The organism is Rathayibacter sp. KR2-224 (assembly GCF_049446075.1).
Classification (GTDB): domain Bacteria; phylum Actinomycetota; class Actinomycetes; order Actinomycetales; family Microbacteriaceae; genus Humibacter.
The window spans coordinates 1,484,418-1,499,925 of record NZ_JBMSEB010000001.1 but is presented as its reverse complement, the minus strand read 5'-3'; the positions used below and the strand labels follow the sequence as shown (position 1 = coordinate 1,499,925).

Here is a 15,508-nt window from a genome sequence, read left to right as displayed (position 1 = left end):
CTCCGCACTACACGCCGCCGTTCGGTTGACGGGAGTTGCGGCGAGCCCACCGTGCGAACAGCGCCGAGATCCCGAATAGCAGTGCTGACGTCGCGCCCAGCGCAACGCCGGCACGTGCCGGACCGTCGGTTGAGCCGGTCGCCGCGAGCCGGTCGATCTCGGCCGCAGGGGAGGCCGGCGCCTGCACCAGCACAGTCTCCGACGCTTCGCCGAATCGTGAGGTCCACGGTCTGACTCGGCTACGGCCCTCCTCCGGCTTGGTGTCGTCTGGCGTGACCGTCTCCACCCAGACGAAGTACCCGGCGGTCGGGAGTGTGCACGGTGGTGTCACGTACTCGCCTGGTCCATGATCGACCGGCGTCGTCACCTCGCACACGACGGGAGCATCGGCGGGCGGCGTATCGGCCGGGATCGGCTGCGAAGCAAACGGTCCGAGCAGCGTGCTCCGAACCGTGACCGGGACAGGGACGTATGGTCCGCCGTCTTCGCCGTACACGCCCCACTCCGACGTGGTGCCGGGCGCAGCGCCGATGCCGACCTGCAGGATGTCGTGCACCTGCCCGCCGGTGACGGCGATGACATCGCTTGCCTTCGTGGCGACCACGGGCTGGAACGGGAGTGAGGAGGGGCGCTGCGTCGACAGCTCCGCCTGCGCGGACGCCCGGCCGGGACCGGCTGTCAGCACGCTCTGTACTCCGGGTTGCGCCCGTGCAACGGTGACACTGTTGCCGAAGGGCAGGTTCGCGAATGACACCGACGCCGTGAGCTTCACGACGCCGTCTCCGGTGTCGGGCGTCAGCGGGTAGGCGACGCCGTTGCGCACCTTGTGCTCGTGCGAGCCGTCGGCGAAAACGGCGCCCTGCACCGTCGCGACTCCCTCGAACGCACCGGGCTCCGCGGTCGCCGATCCCGCCAGGTGTTCGACCTCGAGACCGGCCAAGAGGGAACTTGCACCGGTGGGATCGCGGTCGATTGCGAGTCGGGCGACGACGGACCTGGACGCCCCCTTCGGTGCATTCAGCTCAGCGAGCATCCGATTGGCGGTGTCGAGGACAGCACCCGCTCGGTCGCCCGCGCGCGCCGCGAGCGACTCCAGGCTGTGGCCGTTGAGGCCTGTGATCGTCCAGGTCGCCAGCTGCGCGGCCGCTGCCGTCACCTGGTCGTCGGTTCCGGCCCAGGTGCGCGAGATGTACGCCAGTCGCGCACGATCGTCGTCGGAGAATCGGCTGAGGTCCGCGGCGTCTACGGTCTCGAGCTCGTGCCCGGTCGGCGCCTGGCCGCCGAGATCGATGCAGAAGCCGCGGGTGCCGTCGGCCAGCGACCAGGAGCCGATCCACCAGCCGTCCGGCGACCTGAAGCCGACACCCGTGCCGGCTGCCGCGACGGCGCTGGCAGGGGAGGGCAGAAGGAGAACGCCCGTGAGGGCGAGCAGCACCGCCAGCAGCGCGACCAAAAGGGAGCGTCTGGGGTAAGGGTGTGAATGGCCGTGATGGATGCTCGTCATGCCAGGAACGTTGGCAGTCCTGCGACGGGCAGAAGCCGGTCGGATGCCCGAAGGTGCACAACGCAGGTTCCGCCTCGACTGTGGAGGAGGGGACTGTGGAGGTGGGGACTGTGGAGGGGGGCACTGTGGAGGACGGGACCGTGGAGAAGTCGACTGTGTAGGAGTCGACTGCGGAGGAGGGGAGGATGCCTGAAGTCTCGTACGGTGTAGACATGACGAACAGCACGAGCGCGCCCGATTCCGACGGACGCGGCGCGCTGCGCGAGAGCCTGAAATCCTTCGCCACCGAGGCGGTCAACGAGGCAACCCGCGATCTCGACCGGCTCTCACTGGATGAGCAGGTTGCGCTGATGTGCCGGCAGAACGCGACGGTGGCGGATGCCGTCGCCGCGTGCGCCCCGCAGCTCGCCTCGGCCATCACCCTCGTGGTCGACGGGATGCGAGCTGGCGGTCGGCTGATCTACGTCGGCGCCGGAACGCCCGGACGGCTCGGCGTGCTCGACGCGAGCGAGATACCGCCCACGTACGGCATGGATCCGTCGCGGGTGGTGGGCGTGATCGCGGGCGGGGACGCGGCCATCCGCACCGCGGTGGAGAACGCAGAAGACGACGACGTCGCCGGTGCCGACGCCATGGACGATCTCTCGGTGGGCGAGCACGACACGGTGGTCGGGATCTCGGCATCCGGTCGCACCCCGTACGTGCTCGGTGCGCTGAAACGTGCCCGTGAGCTCGGAGCGAGCACTGTCGGGTTCGCGTGCAACGCGGGGTCGGCGATCGGGGAGGCATCCGATGTCGCGATCGAGACCGTGGTGGGACCCGAGGTCGTCACCGGTTCGACGAGACTCAAGGCCGGAACCGCCCAGAAGATGGTACTCAACACCATCTCGACGCTCGCAATGGTGCGTCTCGGCAAGGTGTACGGAAACCTCATGGTCGACGTGCGGGCCACGAATGAGAAGCTCCGAGCGCGCTCCGAGCGCATCGTGATGCTGGCGACGGGCACCGACGCCAGTACGGCCGCCGACGCGCTCACCGAGGTCGACGGCTGGGTGAAGGCCGCGATCCTCGTGGTGCTCACCGGTCTCGACGGCGATGCCGCCGTGCGTCTGCTGAATGAGCACGACGGAATGCTGCGCGAGGCGATCGGCGCAGCACAGGCGGGCTGAGCGGCGGCCGTCCTCGGAATCCGGGCCGGGAAGTCAGCCGGCAGACCGGTCCATCCACCACTCGGTGAACGAAACGGCGCGTCCGTCTGGCGCGAAGTCGATCACCCAGAGGTTGCTGAACGTGGTGTCCGCATAGACCGTCTCGCCCTGCACGAACGCGCGGTCCCCATCCTCTCCCACCTGCTGCCACGTGAAGGATGCGTCGCCTGGCTCGTCTTTGCGCTCCAGCCACTGCCGCACGATCTCGTCGCTGCCTCGCCAGGGCTCCCGGAACGGCGCCGTGTAGTACGCGGCATCGTCGGTGAAGAGCGTGCGGATGTCGTCAGGCGAATTCGATTGCCACGCCCGGACGTAACCGTTGATCCAGTTCTGTACTCGTTCGCTCATGGTCCGGTTCTACCCGGAACCTCCGACAGCACGCGGTGGTGCTGCTCGAGGCGTTTAACCGGCCCTGCCGACAATGCAAGCATTGCCCCGGCAAGCCTCAATCGTCTGTGATCGCGCTTCGCGCTCAACATGCTCAATCGGCTTGCCGATGAATGCAAGCATTCCCCGGCAAGCCTCAATCGCATGTCAGTGGGTGGTCGCACCATGGATGCATGACGAAAGACGAGCAGTTCATCATCGAGAACGCGGCGGCAGACGACGACCTCGACCTGCTGCTCGCCACCCACCGTTGCGCCGACTGTGCGGAGTACGCATTTCTCGAGGTGCTCACGCCGGACGGGGCGATGCTGTGGTTGTGTGCGGGCTGCGCAGACGAGCGCGAGCAGGAGGAGCAGGCCGCTGAACGGGCGGAACCGGCCAGAGCCGCCTGACGCATGGTCGTTCTCCGCACCGAGCGCCTCGTGCTGCGCCCGTTCACCCTCGACGACGTCGACTTCCTCTTCGACATGTACTCCCGCTGGGAGGTGCAGCGTTTCATCGGGCGGGATCCGCGCGTCATGGAAGATCGCACCGAGGCGATCGCGCGGGCAGAGCGCCTGGCCGCGCTCGAGCATCCGGTGCGCGGAGTCTGGGCCATCACCGACGCGACGTCGGAGCGGCAATACGGCGCCCTCCTACTGAAAGACCTTCCCGCATCGGGACCATCCGCCCCTCTTGAGGCGTCTGGGGAGACCGAGATCGGCTGGCACCTGCACCCGGATGCCTGGGGGCGCGGCTTTGCGAGCGAGGCGGCGTCGCGCGTGCTGCGGCACGCATTCGACGGCGGCATCGAAAGGGTCCTGGCCGTGACGCACCCGATGAACACCGCCTCGCAGCGTGTCGCTCAGCGCATTGGAATGAAGGACATGGGCATCACGGACGACTACTACAACACCACGTGCTCTCTCTTCGGCATCGACCGGCCGGAATCTGACGGCTGAGCGCAGCCTGGTCTGCGGCCTCAGTCCTGGACGGTGTTCGTGAGCACGCCGGCCGACATCAGGGTGTTGTAGATCGCCGTCGCTGTCTGGCCGAACGCCGTGTCGATCTTGTTCAGGCCGAGCACGCCACCCTTGAAGAACCCGACCGCGAGGTTCTTATCGAGGCGCGCGACCAGCTGGCCGGCGGCATCCACGAAGAACTGCACGCCGAACGTGATCTGGAAGTTGTCGCCGGCGAGGGCACCGACGAACACCGTGGTGGTCATGTTGCCGCGGCGCGCATACCAGTTGCCATCGGACTGCACCTCGACGACGAATCCCTGAGAGTTCAGGGCGCTCGCGATGAGGTGCTTCGCTGCCTCGTGATCGCCGGCGATGAAGCAGTCGTAATAGGAGGACACCGATCGCCTTTCATCCGACAGCGCCGCGGTCTCCGGTGGCGGCCGTCCCGTCGGCGAAAGCCTAGGGGAGCGAGGATGCCCGGCGCATCCAACCGTGTCGGCTCGCCTCGGAGCGCAGCCTCCGCAGCAGCCGATCCCGCACGACGTGACGGATGCGCAAGGGCAGACGTGGGTAGACCGCTGCAGTGAGCGACATCATCCGTTCGTACCGCCGCCGGTTGCGTTCGGTGAACGCGAGCCCGTACTGCGCACGCAACTCCGCAGGCAGCAGTGCAACGGTCGCGAGTCTCGCCCAGGGCATGAGCGCGCGCATCCACAGCGGAGCACGTTCAGCGCGTAGCAGGTCGCCGGACACGCGTCGGGCCGCCGGAAGCACGCTCAAGTGCTCGAGCGCGTCGCGCCAGTACTCGTCGAAATCCGCACGGGTCGCCGGCCAGGCATCCGTCGGCAGCTGAAGCGACGTGCCGACCGCGGCGAACTCTCGGTACACGCGATCGGCGGATGCCTCGTCGAGCCGCCCGAAAACCCGCTCGTACACGCGCACCGCGGTCCAGTACAGCGTCGCCGTGACCCAGAGCTGCAGATCTGGATCGAAGGCGGTGTAGGCGGGTTCCACCCGGTTCGGTCCGCCGTGTACGGGACCGTGAGCGCGGTCGACGACGCGACGCATCGCACGCACGTCGTCCTGCGTTCCGCACGCGACCGCTGTCACGTAGGTGAGCGTTCCGACCAAACGGTCGTACGGACGTGAGGCGAAGTCGCTGTGCTCGGCGACTCCCCGCCCGACCGAAGGATGCGCGAGCTGCAGCAGGATGGCGCATCCGCCGCCGGCGAGCACGATCCACTCGCCGCCGACATCCTGCAGCCCGATGGGGCCGCCGTGTCGCTCCGCCATGGCGGCAACGTAGCCGCTTTTGCTGAACCGCCCGCAGAGAGAACCGCCGCGGCGCTCGGGTAGGCTGTCGGTGGCAATTTATCTCGGCGTCGAGCTATCTGACTGAAGTGCCCATCAGCCCACACCGCCGGCGACAGAAGGTCGTCTGCGGCCCGGCCCGCACCGACCGCCATTTCACCGCAAACGGATTGGGAAGCAGTGGATCTTTACGAGTATCAGGCACGTGACCTGTTCGAGAAATACGGGGTCCCGGTGCTGCCGGGTATCGTCGCGGACACTCCAGAAGAGGTGCGCGCGGCATCCGAGAAGCTGGGCGGCGTGACCGTCGTCAAGGCGCAGGTCAAGACGGGTGGTCGCGGCAAGGCCGGCGGCGTCAAGGTGGCGAAGACCCCGGACGACGCGGAGGCCGCAGCCAAGGCCATCCTCGGCCTCGACATCAAGGGGCACGTGGTGCGCCGGGTCATGGTGGCGGCGGGGGCGAGCATCGCCAGGGAGTTCTACTTCTCGGTGCTGCTGGACCGTGCGAACCGCTCGTACCTGTCGCTGGCCAGCGTAGAGGGCGGCATGGAGATCGAGCAGCTCGCGGTGGAGAAGCCCGAAGCGCTCGCTCGTGTCGAGGTCGACCCCATCACCGGTATCGACGAGGCGAAGGCCAAGCACATCGCGAAGGCCGCCGGGTTCCCCGATGACCTGATCGACGCCGTCGCGCCAGTGCTCATCAAGTTGTACGACGTGTACAAGGGCGAGGACGCCACCCTCGTCGAGGTCAACCCGCTGGTGCTCACCGGTGAGGGAAACATCATCGCCCTCGACGGCAAGGTGACGCTCGACGCCAATGCCGACTTCAGGCATCCGGAGCACGACGCGCTCGAGGACAAGGCGGCCGCCGACCCCCTCGAGGCGAAGGCCAAGGAGCACGACCTCAACTACGTCAAGCTCGACGGCGAGGTCGGCATCATCGGCAACGGCGCAGGACTTGTCATGAGCACGCTGGATGTGGTCGCCTACGCAGGCGAGAACCACGGCGGCGTGAAGCCGGCCAACTTCCTCGACATCGGAGGCGGAGCATCCGCCGAGGTGATGGCTGCGGGCCTGGATGTCATCCTGAACGACCCGCAGGTGAAGAGCGTCTTCGTGAACGTGTTCGGTGGAATCACCGCCTGCGATGCGGTTGCCAACGGGATCGTCGGTGCGCTGGACATCCTCGGGCCGGAGGCGTCGAAGCCGCTCGTCGTGCGCCTTGACGGCAACAACGTGGTGGAGGGTCGTCGCATCCTCACCGACTACAACCACCCGCTGGTCACGCTCGCCGAGACCATGGACCAGGGCGCCGACAAGGCCGCCGAGCTGGCCGCCGCGTAGCGGCAGCTGCGCCGGAAAGGAACACAGAACTCATGTCGATCTTCCTCAACAAGGACTCGAAGGTCATCGTCCAGGGCATCACCGGCGGCGAAGGCACCAAGCACACGGCGCTCATGCTCAAGGCCGGAACGCAGGTCGTCGGCGGCGTCAATGCGCGCAAGGCCGGCACCACTGTCGCGCACACCGCTGCGGACGGTTCGGCGGTCGAACTGCCCGTCTTCGGCACCGTCGTCGAGGCCATCGAGAAGACCGGGGCGGATGCCTCGATCATCTTCGTGCCGCCGGCTTTCGCCAAGGATGCGATGGTCGAGGCCATCGACGCCGGGATCCCGCTGCTCGTGGTCATCACGGAGGGCATCCCCGTTCAGGACAGCGCGGAGGCGTGGGCGTACGCCAAGCAGAAGGGCAACAAGACCCGCATCATCGGACCGAACTGCCCTGGCATCATCACGCCTGGCGAGTCGCTCGTGGGCATCACGCCCGCCACGATCACGGGCAAAGGCAACATCGGGCTGGTCTCGAAGTCCGGAACGCTGACCTACCAGATGATGTACGAGCTGCGTGACCTCGGATTCTCGACCGCTATCGGCATCGGCGGTGACCCGATCATCGGCACCACGCACATCGATGCTCTCGAAGCGTTCGAGGCCGACCCCGAGACCAAGGCGATCGTGATGATCGGCGAGATCGGCGGCGACGCCGAGGAGCGTGCTGCCGACTTCATCAAGGCGAACGTGACAAAGCCGGTCGTCGGCTACGTCGCCGGATTCACGGCGCCAGAAGGCAAGACGATGGGCCACGCCGGCGCAATCGTGTCCGGTTCGGCTGGCACTGCGCAGGCCAAGAAGGAAGCCCTCGAGGCAGCGGGCGTGCGCGTCGGAAAGACCCCGAGCGAGACGGCACAGTTGCTGCGCGAGGTCGTCGCAGGGCTGTAGACCGGAACGGCGGATGCCGCGGCGCGCGACGCAACGGCTTCGTCGCACCGAGAGATCAGAGCGCAGCCGCTTCCCTGAGGGCACCACGCATGAGCGGGGGGTGCGCGACGGGAGGCGGCTGCGCTTTTCGTTTCGGGGCCGGGTGCAGCTCGAAGGGCGCCGGGCGACGGGTCGGGGCTGTGCTGGAATCGGAACATGAGCACGGACACAGCAGTCACCAGCGACGACCTGAGTCGGTTGCGGCCCGTCGGCGGTTGGCCGGAGTGGGTGACGGCGGTTCCCTATGTCACCGCTGCGCACCCCGGGCAAAGGCATCCTCGGCCTATACGCGAAGGCGCAAACTGCCAGCGGTATGCGTACGGGCTGTTGGCCCTTTTCGGTCGATCGGTTCCACCGCAACGTTCGAGCGAGCTCTGGGCCGACCCCGCTTTCGTTCACGTCTCGCCTGAGGCACGTGAGGATCTGGATCTTGCGTTGTTCAACGCCACCGACGACCCGTGGGGAGCTCATGTGGCCGTCGTCTGGGGGGACCGACTTCTGCACCTCTGTGCAGAAGAGGGCCGTCCGGCGATCTGGGGATGGCGTGACTTCGCGAGTCGGGAGCGGTACGCAACCGTTTTAGGGATCGTGCGAGTATCGCCGCCGGTTCAGGCGCTTGTTACGTGAATCGGGTCGTGCTGCGCGAGCGAGCGCAACTCGTCTGCGATGGCGGCGCGCAGGGCATCCTGGTCGGGCCCGAGGGTGGTCGCCGGATCACGCCAGTTCTCCAGGTTGTAGAGCCACACCGGTCGCCAGACGAGCTCGGGAGGCTCCCACTCGTAGCGCGGCCAGACGTGTGCGTGCACGAACGCATCCGCGTTGCCGAGGATGTCGATGTTCACTCTGCGGAACGCGGGATCGAAGCGTCGGCACGCGCGCTCGACGGCCGTCGCGAGCAGGTCCACGTCGGCGAGAAAGCCCACCCGCTCGGCTCGGGGGAGTTCGGCTAGTGCCTTTGCTGCAGGGTTCTTGCTGAGGAGAACGCAGTACCCGGGAAGGAACTGCACGTCGCCCATGACGGCGTACCCGCTCGAGAGTTCCGCCAGCAGTGTCGGGTTCTCGCCGCGTGCGCACGAGCCGATCCGGTCTTGTCGCCAATCCATCGAGATCGAGGGTATCCGTAGCCAGCACGGCTGCCCGCAGTAGAGTTGCCACGCAACGACCAGGGCTCGAACAGTGCCCTGGATTCGGGAGCACCGCTACACGTGACGGCGTAATCCTGAGCAGCCCCTTCGATGAAGGATGCCTGTGAGCGGGCGCGCCCGCCCCGTGGCCGGGCCGGGCGCCGGTAGGGTCGTCACCGCATGAACCGCATCACCGTCATCCTGCTCGCCGCGCTCGACGCGGTGATTGCGCTCGGCGTCGGCCTGGCGATACCGCTCGTGCCGCTCACCGTCGCGTGGGCCCTGCAGTTCGATGTGACGAGCGACTGGACGCCCTTCTGGCGGGCTGGGGCAGACATCTGGCTGCTCGGGCACGGTGCCGACGTCACGCTCACGCTCGACCCCGTGGCGTCTGCGACGTTCGGGCTGAGCGGCACGAACGTGTTCACGGTGAGCGTTGCAGCCCTGGGCATCGCCCTGCTGACCGTCGTCTTCGGATTGCACACCGGCCGACGCGCATGGGCCACTCCGCACCCGCTCTCGGCCGCCGTCTCGGGTGTCGCCACCTTCGCCGTGCTCTCCGCGCTCGTCACGCTGAGTGTGCACACCGGGCCGGCGGTGCCGTCGCTTCTGCAGGGATCGCTGCTTCCCCCGATGGTGTTCGCACTCGGGATCGGGATCGGCGTCGTGGCGGCCGAGTTGCAGGATCGAGCGGATCGGGCGCGCTCGGACCCGCCACGGGGCGAGCGGCCATCTGGTGCCCCCGCTCTGCCATGGCCGGTGCGGGGGTGGAGTCCGGTGGTACGCGCGGTGATCGCGGCCGGCCTGCGTGGGGGAGTCGCGGCATCCGCTCTCGTCGTCGCGGCATCCGCTGTGCTGTTGGCCGTTCTCATGCTCCTCAACTACGGCCGCATCGTTGGCCTCTACGAGGCGCTGCAGCCGGGAGTGCTCGGAGCGATCGTGCTCACGCTTGCACAGCTGGCGCTGCTGCCGAATGCCGTGATCTGGAGTGCGTCGTGGATGGCGGGACCGGGATTCGCGATCGGTACCGGGTCGTCCGTCGACGTCGCACAGACGTCGCTCGGACCGCTGCCGAACGTGCCGTTGTTCGGGGTGCTGCCTCAGGCAGACCCGGCCTTCGGGCTCGTCGCGGTACTCATTCCCGTGTTGTGCGGCGTGGGTGCGGGCATCCTGTCGCGACGCCGACTCGACCGGATGCCGGGGTGGGGCGCTGGACGCCTCGCGCTCGTCGTGGTGCTGAGCGCGGTCTGCTCCGGGATCGTGCTCGGACTGTTCGCGTGGTGGTCCGCGGGCGCGATTGGTCCCGGACGTCTGCAGCATGCCGGACCGAATCCGCTGCTGGTCGGTGCAGCCATCGTGGTCGAGGTGGGGGTCGGTGCCGCGATCGGGATCGCGGTGCGCAGACAACCCGCGGAAGCCGCGGCTCGCGTGAGTCTGCGTGAGCGTCGGATCGGCGGTTTCGCTGCAGAGCCGACGCGAGCGGCGACGAGTGGACAGGCATCCGCTGGCACCGGCGCCATGGCCGGATGGCTCGCGCACCTGGACGACGACGCCGACGATGTGTGGTCCTTTGCCGCCGACGGGAGAGAGTCTGACCTGAGTTCCGGGTCGTCGAAGGGCGCGAGGGACGCCCGTGGTGTTGAGGACATTTGGGCCGCCGAGGATGCTCGTGGCGGGGAGGACGGCCGCGCGGCGACGGCTAATAGGTCTGCCGCCGACGCTCGCGGTGCGAAGGATGCGCCGTCGACGAAAGATCGGAAGGCGCGCAGCTCCAAGGCTGGGAAGGCGGAGTCGGGGAGGCCAGAGCCCAGCAAGTCGCGGACCTCGGAGTCGGGAAGGTCGCGGAACGCCGCTGAGCCTTCTGACCGGGAGACAGGTCCGGATGGCGGCTCGCGCATAGGCGCGAGGGGTCTGGTTCGTCCGTCGGCGCCGCGCGTGCCGACTCCCCGAGGGCGACTTCCGCGGGCTTACCGGGAACGTGACTTCGCGGAACCCGAGTTCGCCCGGCACGAGACGTCTGACGGGGACGACGGGTAGGACGACCTCGTGCCCTTGGGCTGGGTGCCTGTGGGGCCGGATGCGTGGTTCAGGTTGGATATCGGGGCCGTACGACCGAGGCGACTCGGGGCCGTATGACCGATGCGACGGGTGCGGTCAGCTGGGCATCCTTTAGGTCCCGGTGGGTCCCTCGGGTCCCGATTGGTCCCGACAGGTCCCTCGGTGACGATCCCGCGGTTGTTCTTGGACGACGCGTGCGGGTAGTGCGGTTGAGTGTTTGTGCGCCCTTCGTCCAGAACGTCTTTGCGCGGTCGTCCGCCTAACCTCGTGGCATCTCGAGTCCATGAAAGTCGTGTCGGCGAGTCCGCCGACGTCGAGTCCGCCGACGTCCAGTCCACCCACGACCGCTCGACGTCTTGTCCTCCACAGCCCACTGGCTCGCATCGTTGTCCACAGGAAACAGGGGTTGATCTGGGGTTTGTTTGCGGGATTGTCGGTGGGTGGTGGTTGGGTGGAACCATGAACGAGATCACCGAACAGCTGGAAGCAGTCACTGCTGCTGCTCGTGCCACGGTGACCGTTGACGAGGTTCCCGCCCTCAGTGATGCGGTGTTGTTGGCGGCGATGGCGGCGATCGAGAACCTCGGTCGTACCGTGGATGCGCTGCGGGTGGCGGTGGCGGCCGAAGCAGCAGAACGCTCCCGCCCCGTGCTCGGGTCCGACCGGTTGTCGGCCAAGCATGGCTGCCGCACCGCCTACGAGTTGATCGCCCGGGTCACGCAGGTCGCCGAACGCACCGCCGTGCAACGATGCCGCCTTGGGGCTGGGGTTCGCGGCCGGCAGACGCTGACGGGCGACGCCCTGCCGGGGAAGTTCCCAGCTGTCGCCGAGGCGATGGGCGACGGCGAAATCGGTGTTGACGCCGCTGCTGTGATCATCAGCTGCCTTGGTGCGGTGGAGAACCGGGCAGAACCAGTGCTGCTCGAGGCGGCCGAACACGCCCTGGTCGGATGTGTGCTCGGGGTCGACACGGCTACCGGGGAACGCATCACCCCGTTCACCGCGGACCAGACGCGAGTGCAGGCCCTGCAATGGCAGGTTGCCCTGGATCCGGATGGTGTGGCACCGCGGGAGGCGGCAGCGATGCTGCACCGCGGGTTCAGCAAAACCGGGACCCGGGGGGACGTGTCGGTGTACCGGTTGGCGGCAATTCCGGAACTGGCCGGCAGACTGGACCGGTTGTTGGATGCGTTCCTGTCCCCGAAAACCACCGGCCGCTTCCTCACCCCCGAACAACACGCCGAAGCGCTGGTGTCCGGGGATCCCCGCACCCCGGCGCAGCAACGGCATGACGCGTTGATCAGCATCCTGGATGCCGCCTCCCGCAGCGCCGACATGCCCACCATCGGCGGTGCTGCCCCCACCGTGCTGGTGTCCGTATCCGCCGACGAGCTCACCTCAGGCACCGGTGCGGGGTGGATCGACGGAATCCCAGAACCTGTCTCGATCGGTACGGTGAAGCAGTTCATCTGCACCGGCGGGGTGCAGAAAGGGTACTTCAGCCCGGGCGGACGTCTGATCGCGTTAGGGTCCCCGGAACGCGGGTTCACCCCACAACAACGCCGCGGCATCAGCCTCCGCGACGGCGGCTGCACCATCCCCGGCTGTGCAATTCCCGCCGGATGGTGCGAAATCCACCACGTCCAAGAATGGTCCCGCGGTGGACCCACCCACACCGACAACGGGGTGCTGCTGTGTTGGTACCACCACCACACCATCGACACCTCCGGATGGCAGATCACCATCCACGACGGCATCCCCTACGTACGACCACCGGTGTGGATCGACCGCACACGACAATGGCGACGCACCACCAAATCCCGCGCCCTCACACCACCAGGAAAGAAGACCACCACAACCGTCATGCGCACATGACGGTGGGAGCGTCTGGCCTTGTCCTCTCGGTCAGCTTGTCTCGGTCAGCTTGTCTCGGTCTTGTCGTCTCGGTCAGCTTGTCTCGGTCTTGTCGTCTCGGTCAGCTTGTCTCGCTCTTGTCGTCTCGGTCGTCTCGCTCCGTCTTCTCGCCTCGGGGATCCTCTCGCCCTGCTCTCGCCCTTCTCTCGCCCTGCTCTCCTCTTGCGATCGACACAGCGCGATCGGCGCAGCGCTCTCGGCGCAGCGCTCTCGGCGCAGCGCTCTCGGCGCAGCATGAGGCGCATCCCGCATCGCACGTGATGTGTGTGTTTATCTCTCCAGCCGCGTCGTCGCCCGCACTCGCTCCTGCCCAGCACCTCCCGCTCTCCCGCTCTGCCGCCCGGCACCTTCCGCTCATCCGCGCGGAACGGCCGCCCGCCGCCGGTAGGCTTGACGCGTGCTGTCGCTCGTCGTGCTGGTCTCGGGCCAGGGATCCAACCTGCGTTCGCTGCTCGAGGCATCCGAAGATGCGCAGTTCCCGGCACGCGTGGTCGCCGTAGGTAGCGACCGCGACGACGCGGGAGGCCTCGAGGTCGCCGAGGAGTTCGGCATCCCCACGTTCACCGTCGCGTTCTCGTCATTCGACGACCGGGCCGAGTGGGGCGACGCCATGCTCGAGCAGATCACGCAATGGGCCCCTGACCTGGTCATTCTCTCCGGATTCATGCGGCTGTTCCCACCGCGGGTCGTCGAAGCGCTCAGCCCGAACATGATCAACACGCATCCGGCGTTCCTGCCCGAATTCCCTGGTGCGCACGCCGTGCGGGATGCCGTCGAAGCCGGCGTCAGCCAGACCGGGGCGAGCGTGATCATCGTCGACAACGGAGTCGACACCGGTCCGATCATCGCCCGGGAGCGCGTACCCGTGCTGTCCGACGACACCGAAGCCGGGCTGCACGAGCGCATCAAGATCGTGGAGCGCCGCCTTCTCATACAGGCCGTTCTCGACATCGCCAACGGACACATCGACCTGAAGGAACTGGCAACAGCATGAGCGCCGCCCACGCAGCCGACCCGAGCCTCTATCGCGAACGCAACGTCATCCCGGTGCGTCGGGCTCTGCTCTCCGTCACGGATAAGACCGGAATCGTGGAGCTCGCCACCGTGCTGAACAGGGCTGGCGTCGAACTCGTCTCGACAGGCAACACGGCGCGCACCATCCGCGATGCCGGCATCGACGTGACCGACGTTTCCGAGCTGACGGGATTCCCCGAGTCGCTCGGAGGACGCGTCAAGACCCTGCATCCCGCAGTGCACGCAGGCCTGCTCGCCGACCTGCGCCTCGAAGATCACGAGACGCAGCTGGCAGAGCTGGGCATCCGCCCCTTCGAGCTCGTCGTCGTGAACCTCTACCCGTTCGCACAGACCGTGGCGTCGGGAGCCGAGCCGATCGAGATCGTCGAGCAGATCGACATCGGGGGTCCCGCGATGGTGCGGGCATCGGCGAAGAACTTCGCGAACGTCGCCGTCGTGGTCGACCCGTCGCGGTACGAGGACGTGGCGGATGCCATCACCTCGGGCGGTACGACGCTCGCCCTCCGCACACAGCTCGCCCGCGACGCATTCCGGCACACCGCCGGCTACGACGTTGCCGTCGCATCATGGCTCGGCAACGTGCTCGCGCCCGACGATGCGGACGACGCCGAGGGCGCGCAACTGCCCGCGTGGGTAGGAGCAACCTGGCAGCGGAAGGCATCCCTCCGCTACGGGGAGAACAGCCATCAGCCCGCCGCACTGTTCGAATCGCCTGGAGGCAACGGCATCGCTCAGGCGGAGCAGCTCGGCGGCAAAGAGATGTCGTACAACAACTACGTCGACGCCGACGCCGCACTACGCGCCGCATTCGACTTCGAACGACCCGCGGTCGCCATCATCAAGCACGCCAACCCGTGCGGCATCGCCGTCTCCGACGACATAGCGGATGCCCACCGCAAAGCACACGAGTGCGACCCCACCTCCGCGTTCGGCGGCGTCATCGCGGCCAATCGCACCGTCACACTCGCCATGGCGCAGTCCGTCAAGCCGATCTTCACCGAGGTCATCGTCGCACCCGACTACGAGCCGGAAGCGCTCGAGCTGCTGCAGACCAAGAAAGACCTGCGCATCCTCAAGCTGCAGCCCGGCTTCCAGGCACCGGTCGCTGAGGTCAAGCAGCTCTCCGGAGGCATGCTCCTGCAGGTGGCGGACCACCACTTCGCACCGGCATCCGAGTGGACGCTCGTGGCAGGCGAACCGGCCGACGCGGCCACCCTGGCAGACCTCGAGTTCGCCTGGACCGCGTGCCGCGCGGTGAAATCCAACGCCATCCTGCTCGCCTCGGGGGAGGCATCCGTCGGGGTCGGGATGGGCCAGGTGAACCGCGTCGATTCGTGCGACCTCGCGGTCAAGCGCGCGGGCGAACGGGCCGTCGGATCGGTCGCTGCATCGGATGCCTATTTCCCGTTCCCGGACGGCCCCGAGATCCTGATTCAGGCTGGCGTGAAGGCCATCGTGCAGCCGGGCGGATCCATTCGAGACCAGCTCTCGATCGATGCTGCGAAGGCCGCGGGCGTCACCATGTACCTCACGGGAGAGCGCCACTTCTTCCACTGAAAAGGGGGCACTTCTTGCGCTGAAAAGGGGCGAGAAAGCGCTTTCGGCCGCGGACGGCGACTGCCGTCGGGCACTCTTGCCCGTCTTGGCGGAGTGCTCATATGAGCAGTATGGGTGCGGAACGCAGCCGAACCGCTCACCCCCTCTT

General features: G+C 67.4%; 14 protein-coding genes. 9 read left to right on the top strand and 5 right to left on the bottom strand.

All coding sequences use genetic code 11. From position 1 onward, the window contains the following. Positions 1-7: 7 nt before the first annotated feature. On the bottom strand, positions 8-1,504 hold the full coding sequence (locus tag ACO2Q7_RS06810; protein WP_423354852.1) for a hypothetical protein: 1,497 nt from the start codon (positions 1,502-1,504) through the stop codon (positions 8-10). A 185-nt stretch (positions 1,505-1,689) separates the two neighbouring features. On the opposite strand from ACO2Q7_RS06810, the gene murQ reads away from it, so the two are divergent. Then, a complete protein-coding gene (murQ, locus tag ACO2Q7_RS06805) occupies positions 1,690-2,673 on the top strand; it encodes an N-acetylmuramic acid 6-phosphate etherase (protein WP_423354851.1) in 984 nt (327 codons plus the stop codon). Positions 2,674-2,706: 33 nt separating this feature from the next. Here murQ and ACO2Q7_RS06800 read toward each other — a convergent pair whose 3' ends face one another. Next, positions 2,707-3,060, bottom strand: a complete 354-nt coding sequence (locus ACO2Q7_RS06800; RefSeq protein WP_423354850.1) for a nuclear transport factor 2 family protein — start codon at positions 3,058-3,060, stop codon at positions 2,707-2,709. Between the two features lie 212 nt (positions 3,061-3,272). On the opposite strand from ACO2Q7_RS06800, the gene ACO2Q7_RS06795 reads away from it, so the two are divergent. Together ACO2Q7_RS06795 and ACO2Q7_RS06790 are read left to right on the top strand one after the other, a co-directional pair. Continuing rightward, complete coding sequence (locus ACO2Q7_RS06795; RefSeq protein ID WP_423354849.1) at positions 3,273-3,491, top strand: hypothetical protein; 219 nt, start codon at positions 3,273-3,275, stop codon at positions 3,489-3,491. Positions 3,492-3,494: 3 nt separating this feature from the next. After that, positions 3,495-4,040: a GNAT family N-acetyltransferase gene (locus ACO2Q7_RS06790; RefSeq protein ID WP_423354848.1), complete on the top strand. Its 546-nt coding sequence runs from the start codon at positions 3,495-3,497 to the stop codon at positions 4,038-4,040. A gap of 20 nt (positions 4,041-4,060) precedes the next feature. Here ACO2Q7_RS06790 and ACO2Q7_RS06785 read toward each other — a convergent pair whose 3' ends face one another. Both ACO2Q7_RS06785 and ACO2Q7_RS06780 read right to left on the bottom strand, forming a co-directional pair. Further along, positions 4,061-4,441, bottom strand: coding sequence for a hypothetical protein (locus ACO2Q7_RS06785; RefSeq protein ID WP_423354847.1), 381 nt, complete (start codon positions 4,439-4,441; stop codon positions 4,061-4,063). A 61-nt stretch (positions 4,442-4,502) separates the two neighbouring features. Further along, positions 4,503-5,336, bottom strand: a complete 834-nt coding sequence (locus ACO2Q7_RS06780; RefSeq protein WP_423354846.1) for an oxygenase MpaB family protein — start codon at positions 5,334-5,336, stop codon at positions 4,503-4,505. Between the two features lie 198 nt (positions 5,337-5,534). Between ACO2Q7_RS06780 and sucC the strand changes: the two genes are divergently transcribed. Both sucC and sucD read left to right on the top strand, forming a co-directional pair. Then, on the top strand, positions 5,535-6,698 hold the full coding sequence (sucC, locus tag ACO2Q7_RS06775) for an ADP-forming succinate--CoA ligase subunit beta (RefSeq protein WP_423354845.1): 1,164 nt from the start codon (positions 5,535-5,537) through the stop codon (positions 6,696-6,698). 32 nt (positions 6,699-6,730) lie between these two features. Continuing rightward, positions 6,731-7,633, top strand: coding sequence for a succinate--CoA ligase subunit alpha (gene sucD, locus ACO2Q7_RS06770; RefSeq protein WP_423354844.1), 903 nt, complete (start codon positions 6,731-6,733; stop codon positions 7,631-7,633). Positions 7,634-8,280: 647 nt separating this feature from the next. On the opposite strand, the gene ACO2Q7_RS06765 is transcribed toward sucD, so the two are convergent. Then, on the bottom strand, positions 8,281-8,775 hold the full coding sequence (locus tag ACO2Q7_RS06765) for an HIT family protein (RefSeq protein WP_423354843.1): 495 nt from the start codon (positions 8,773-8,775) through the stop codon (positions 8,281-8,283). 201 nt (positions 8,776-8,976) lie between these two features. Here ACO2Q7_RS06765 and ACO2Q7_RS06760 point away from each other — a divergent pair, with 201 nt between their 5' ends. From ACO2Q7_RS06760 to purH, 4 genes are all read left to right on the top strand, one after another. Then, a complete protein-coding gene (locus ACO2Q7_RS06760; RefSeq protein WP_423354842.1) occupies positions 8,977-10,833 on the top strand; it encodes a DUF6350 family protein in 1,857 nt (618 codons plus the stop codon). A 480-nt stretch (positions 10,834-11,313) separates the two neighbouring features. Next, positions 11,314-12,729: a DUF222 domain-containing protein gene (locus ACO2Q7_RS06755; RefSeq protein ID WP_423354841.1), complete on the top strand. Its 1,416-nt coding sequence runs from the start codon at positions 11,314-11,316 to the stop codon at positions 12,727-12,729. A gap of 436 nt (positions 12,730-13,165) precedes the next feature. Beyond that, entirely contained in the window at positions 13,166-13,762 is a 597-nt protein-coding gene (gene purN / locus ACO2Q7_RS06750) for a phosphoribosylglycinamide formyltransferase (RefSeq protein ID WP_423354840.1), read from the top strand. Further along, positions 13,759-15,360 carry a bifunctional phosphoribosylaminoimidazolecarboxamide formyltransferase/IMP cyclohydrolase gene (purH, locus tag ACO2Q7_RS06745; RefSeq protein WP_423354839.1) on the top strand — a complete coding sequence of 534 codons (1,602 nt, stop codon included), beginning with the start codon at positions 13,759-13,761 and terminating at the stop codon, positions 15,358-15,360. The genes purN and purH overlap by 4 nt, the downstream gene beginning before the upstream one ends. Positions 15,361-15,508 lie beyond the last annotated feature (148 nt).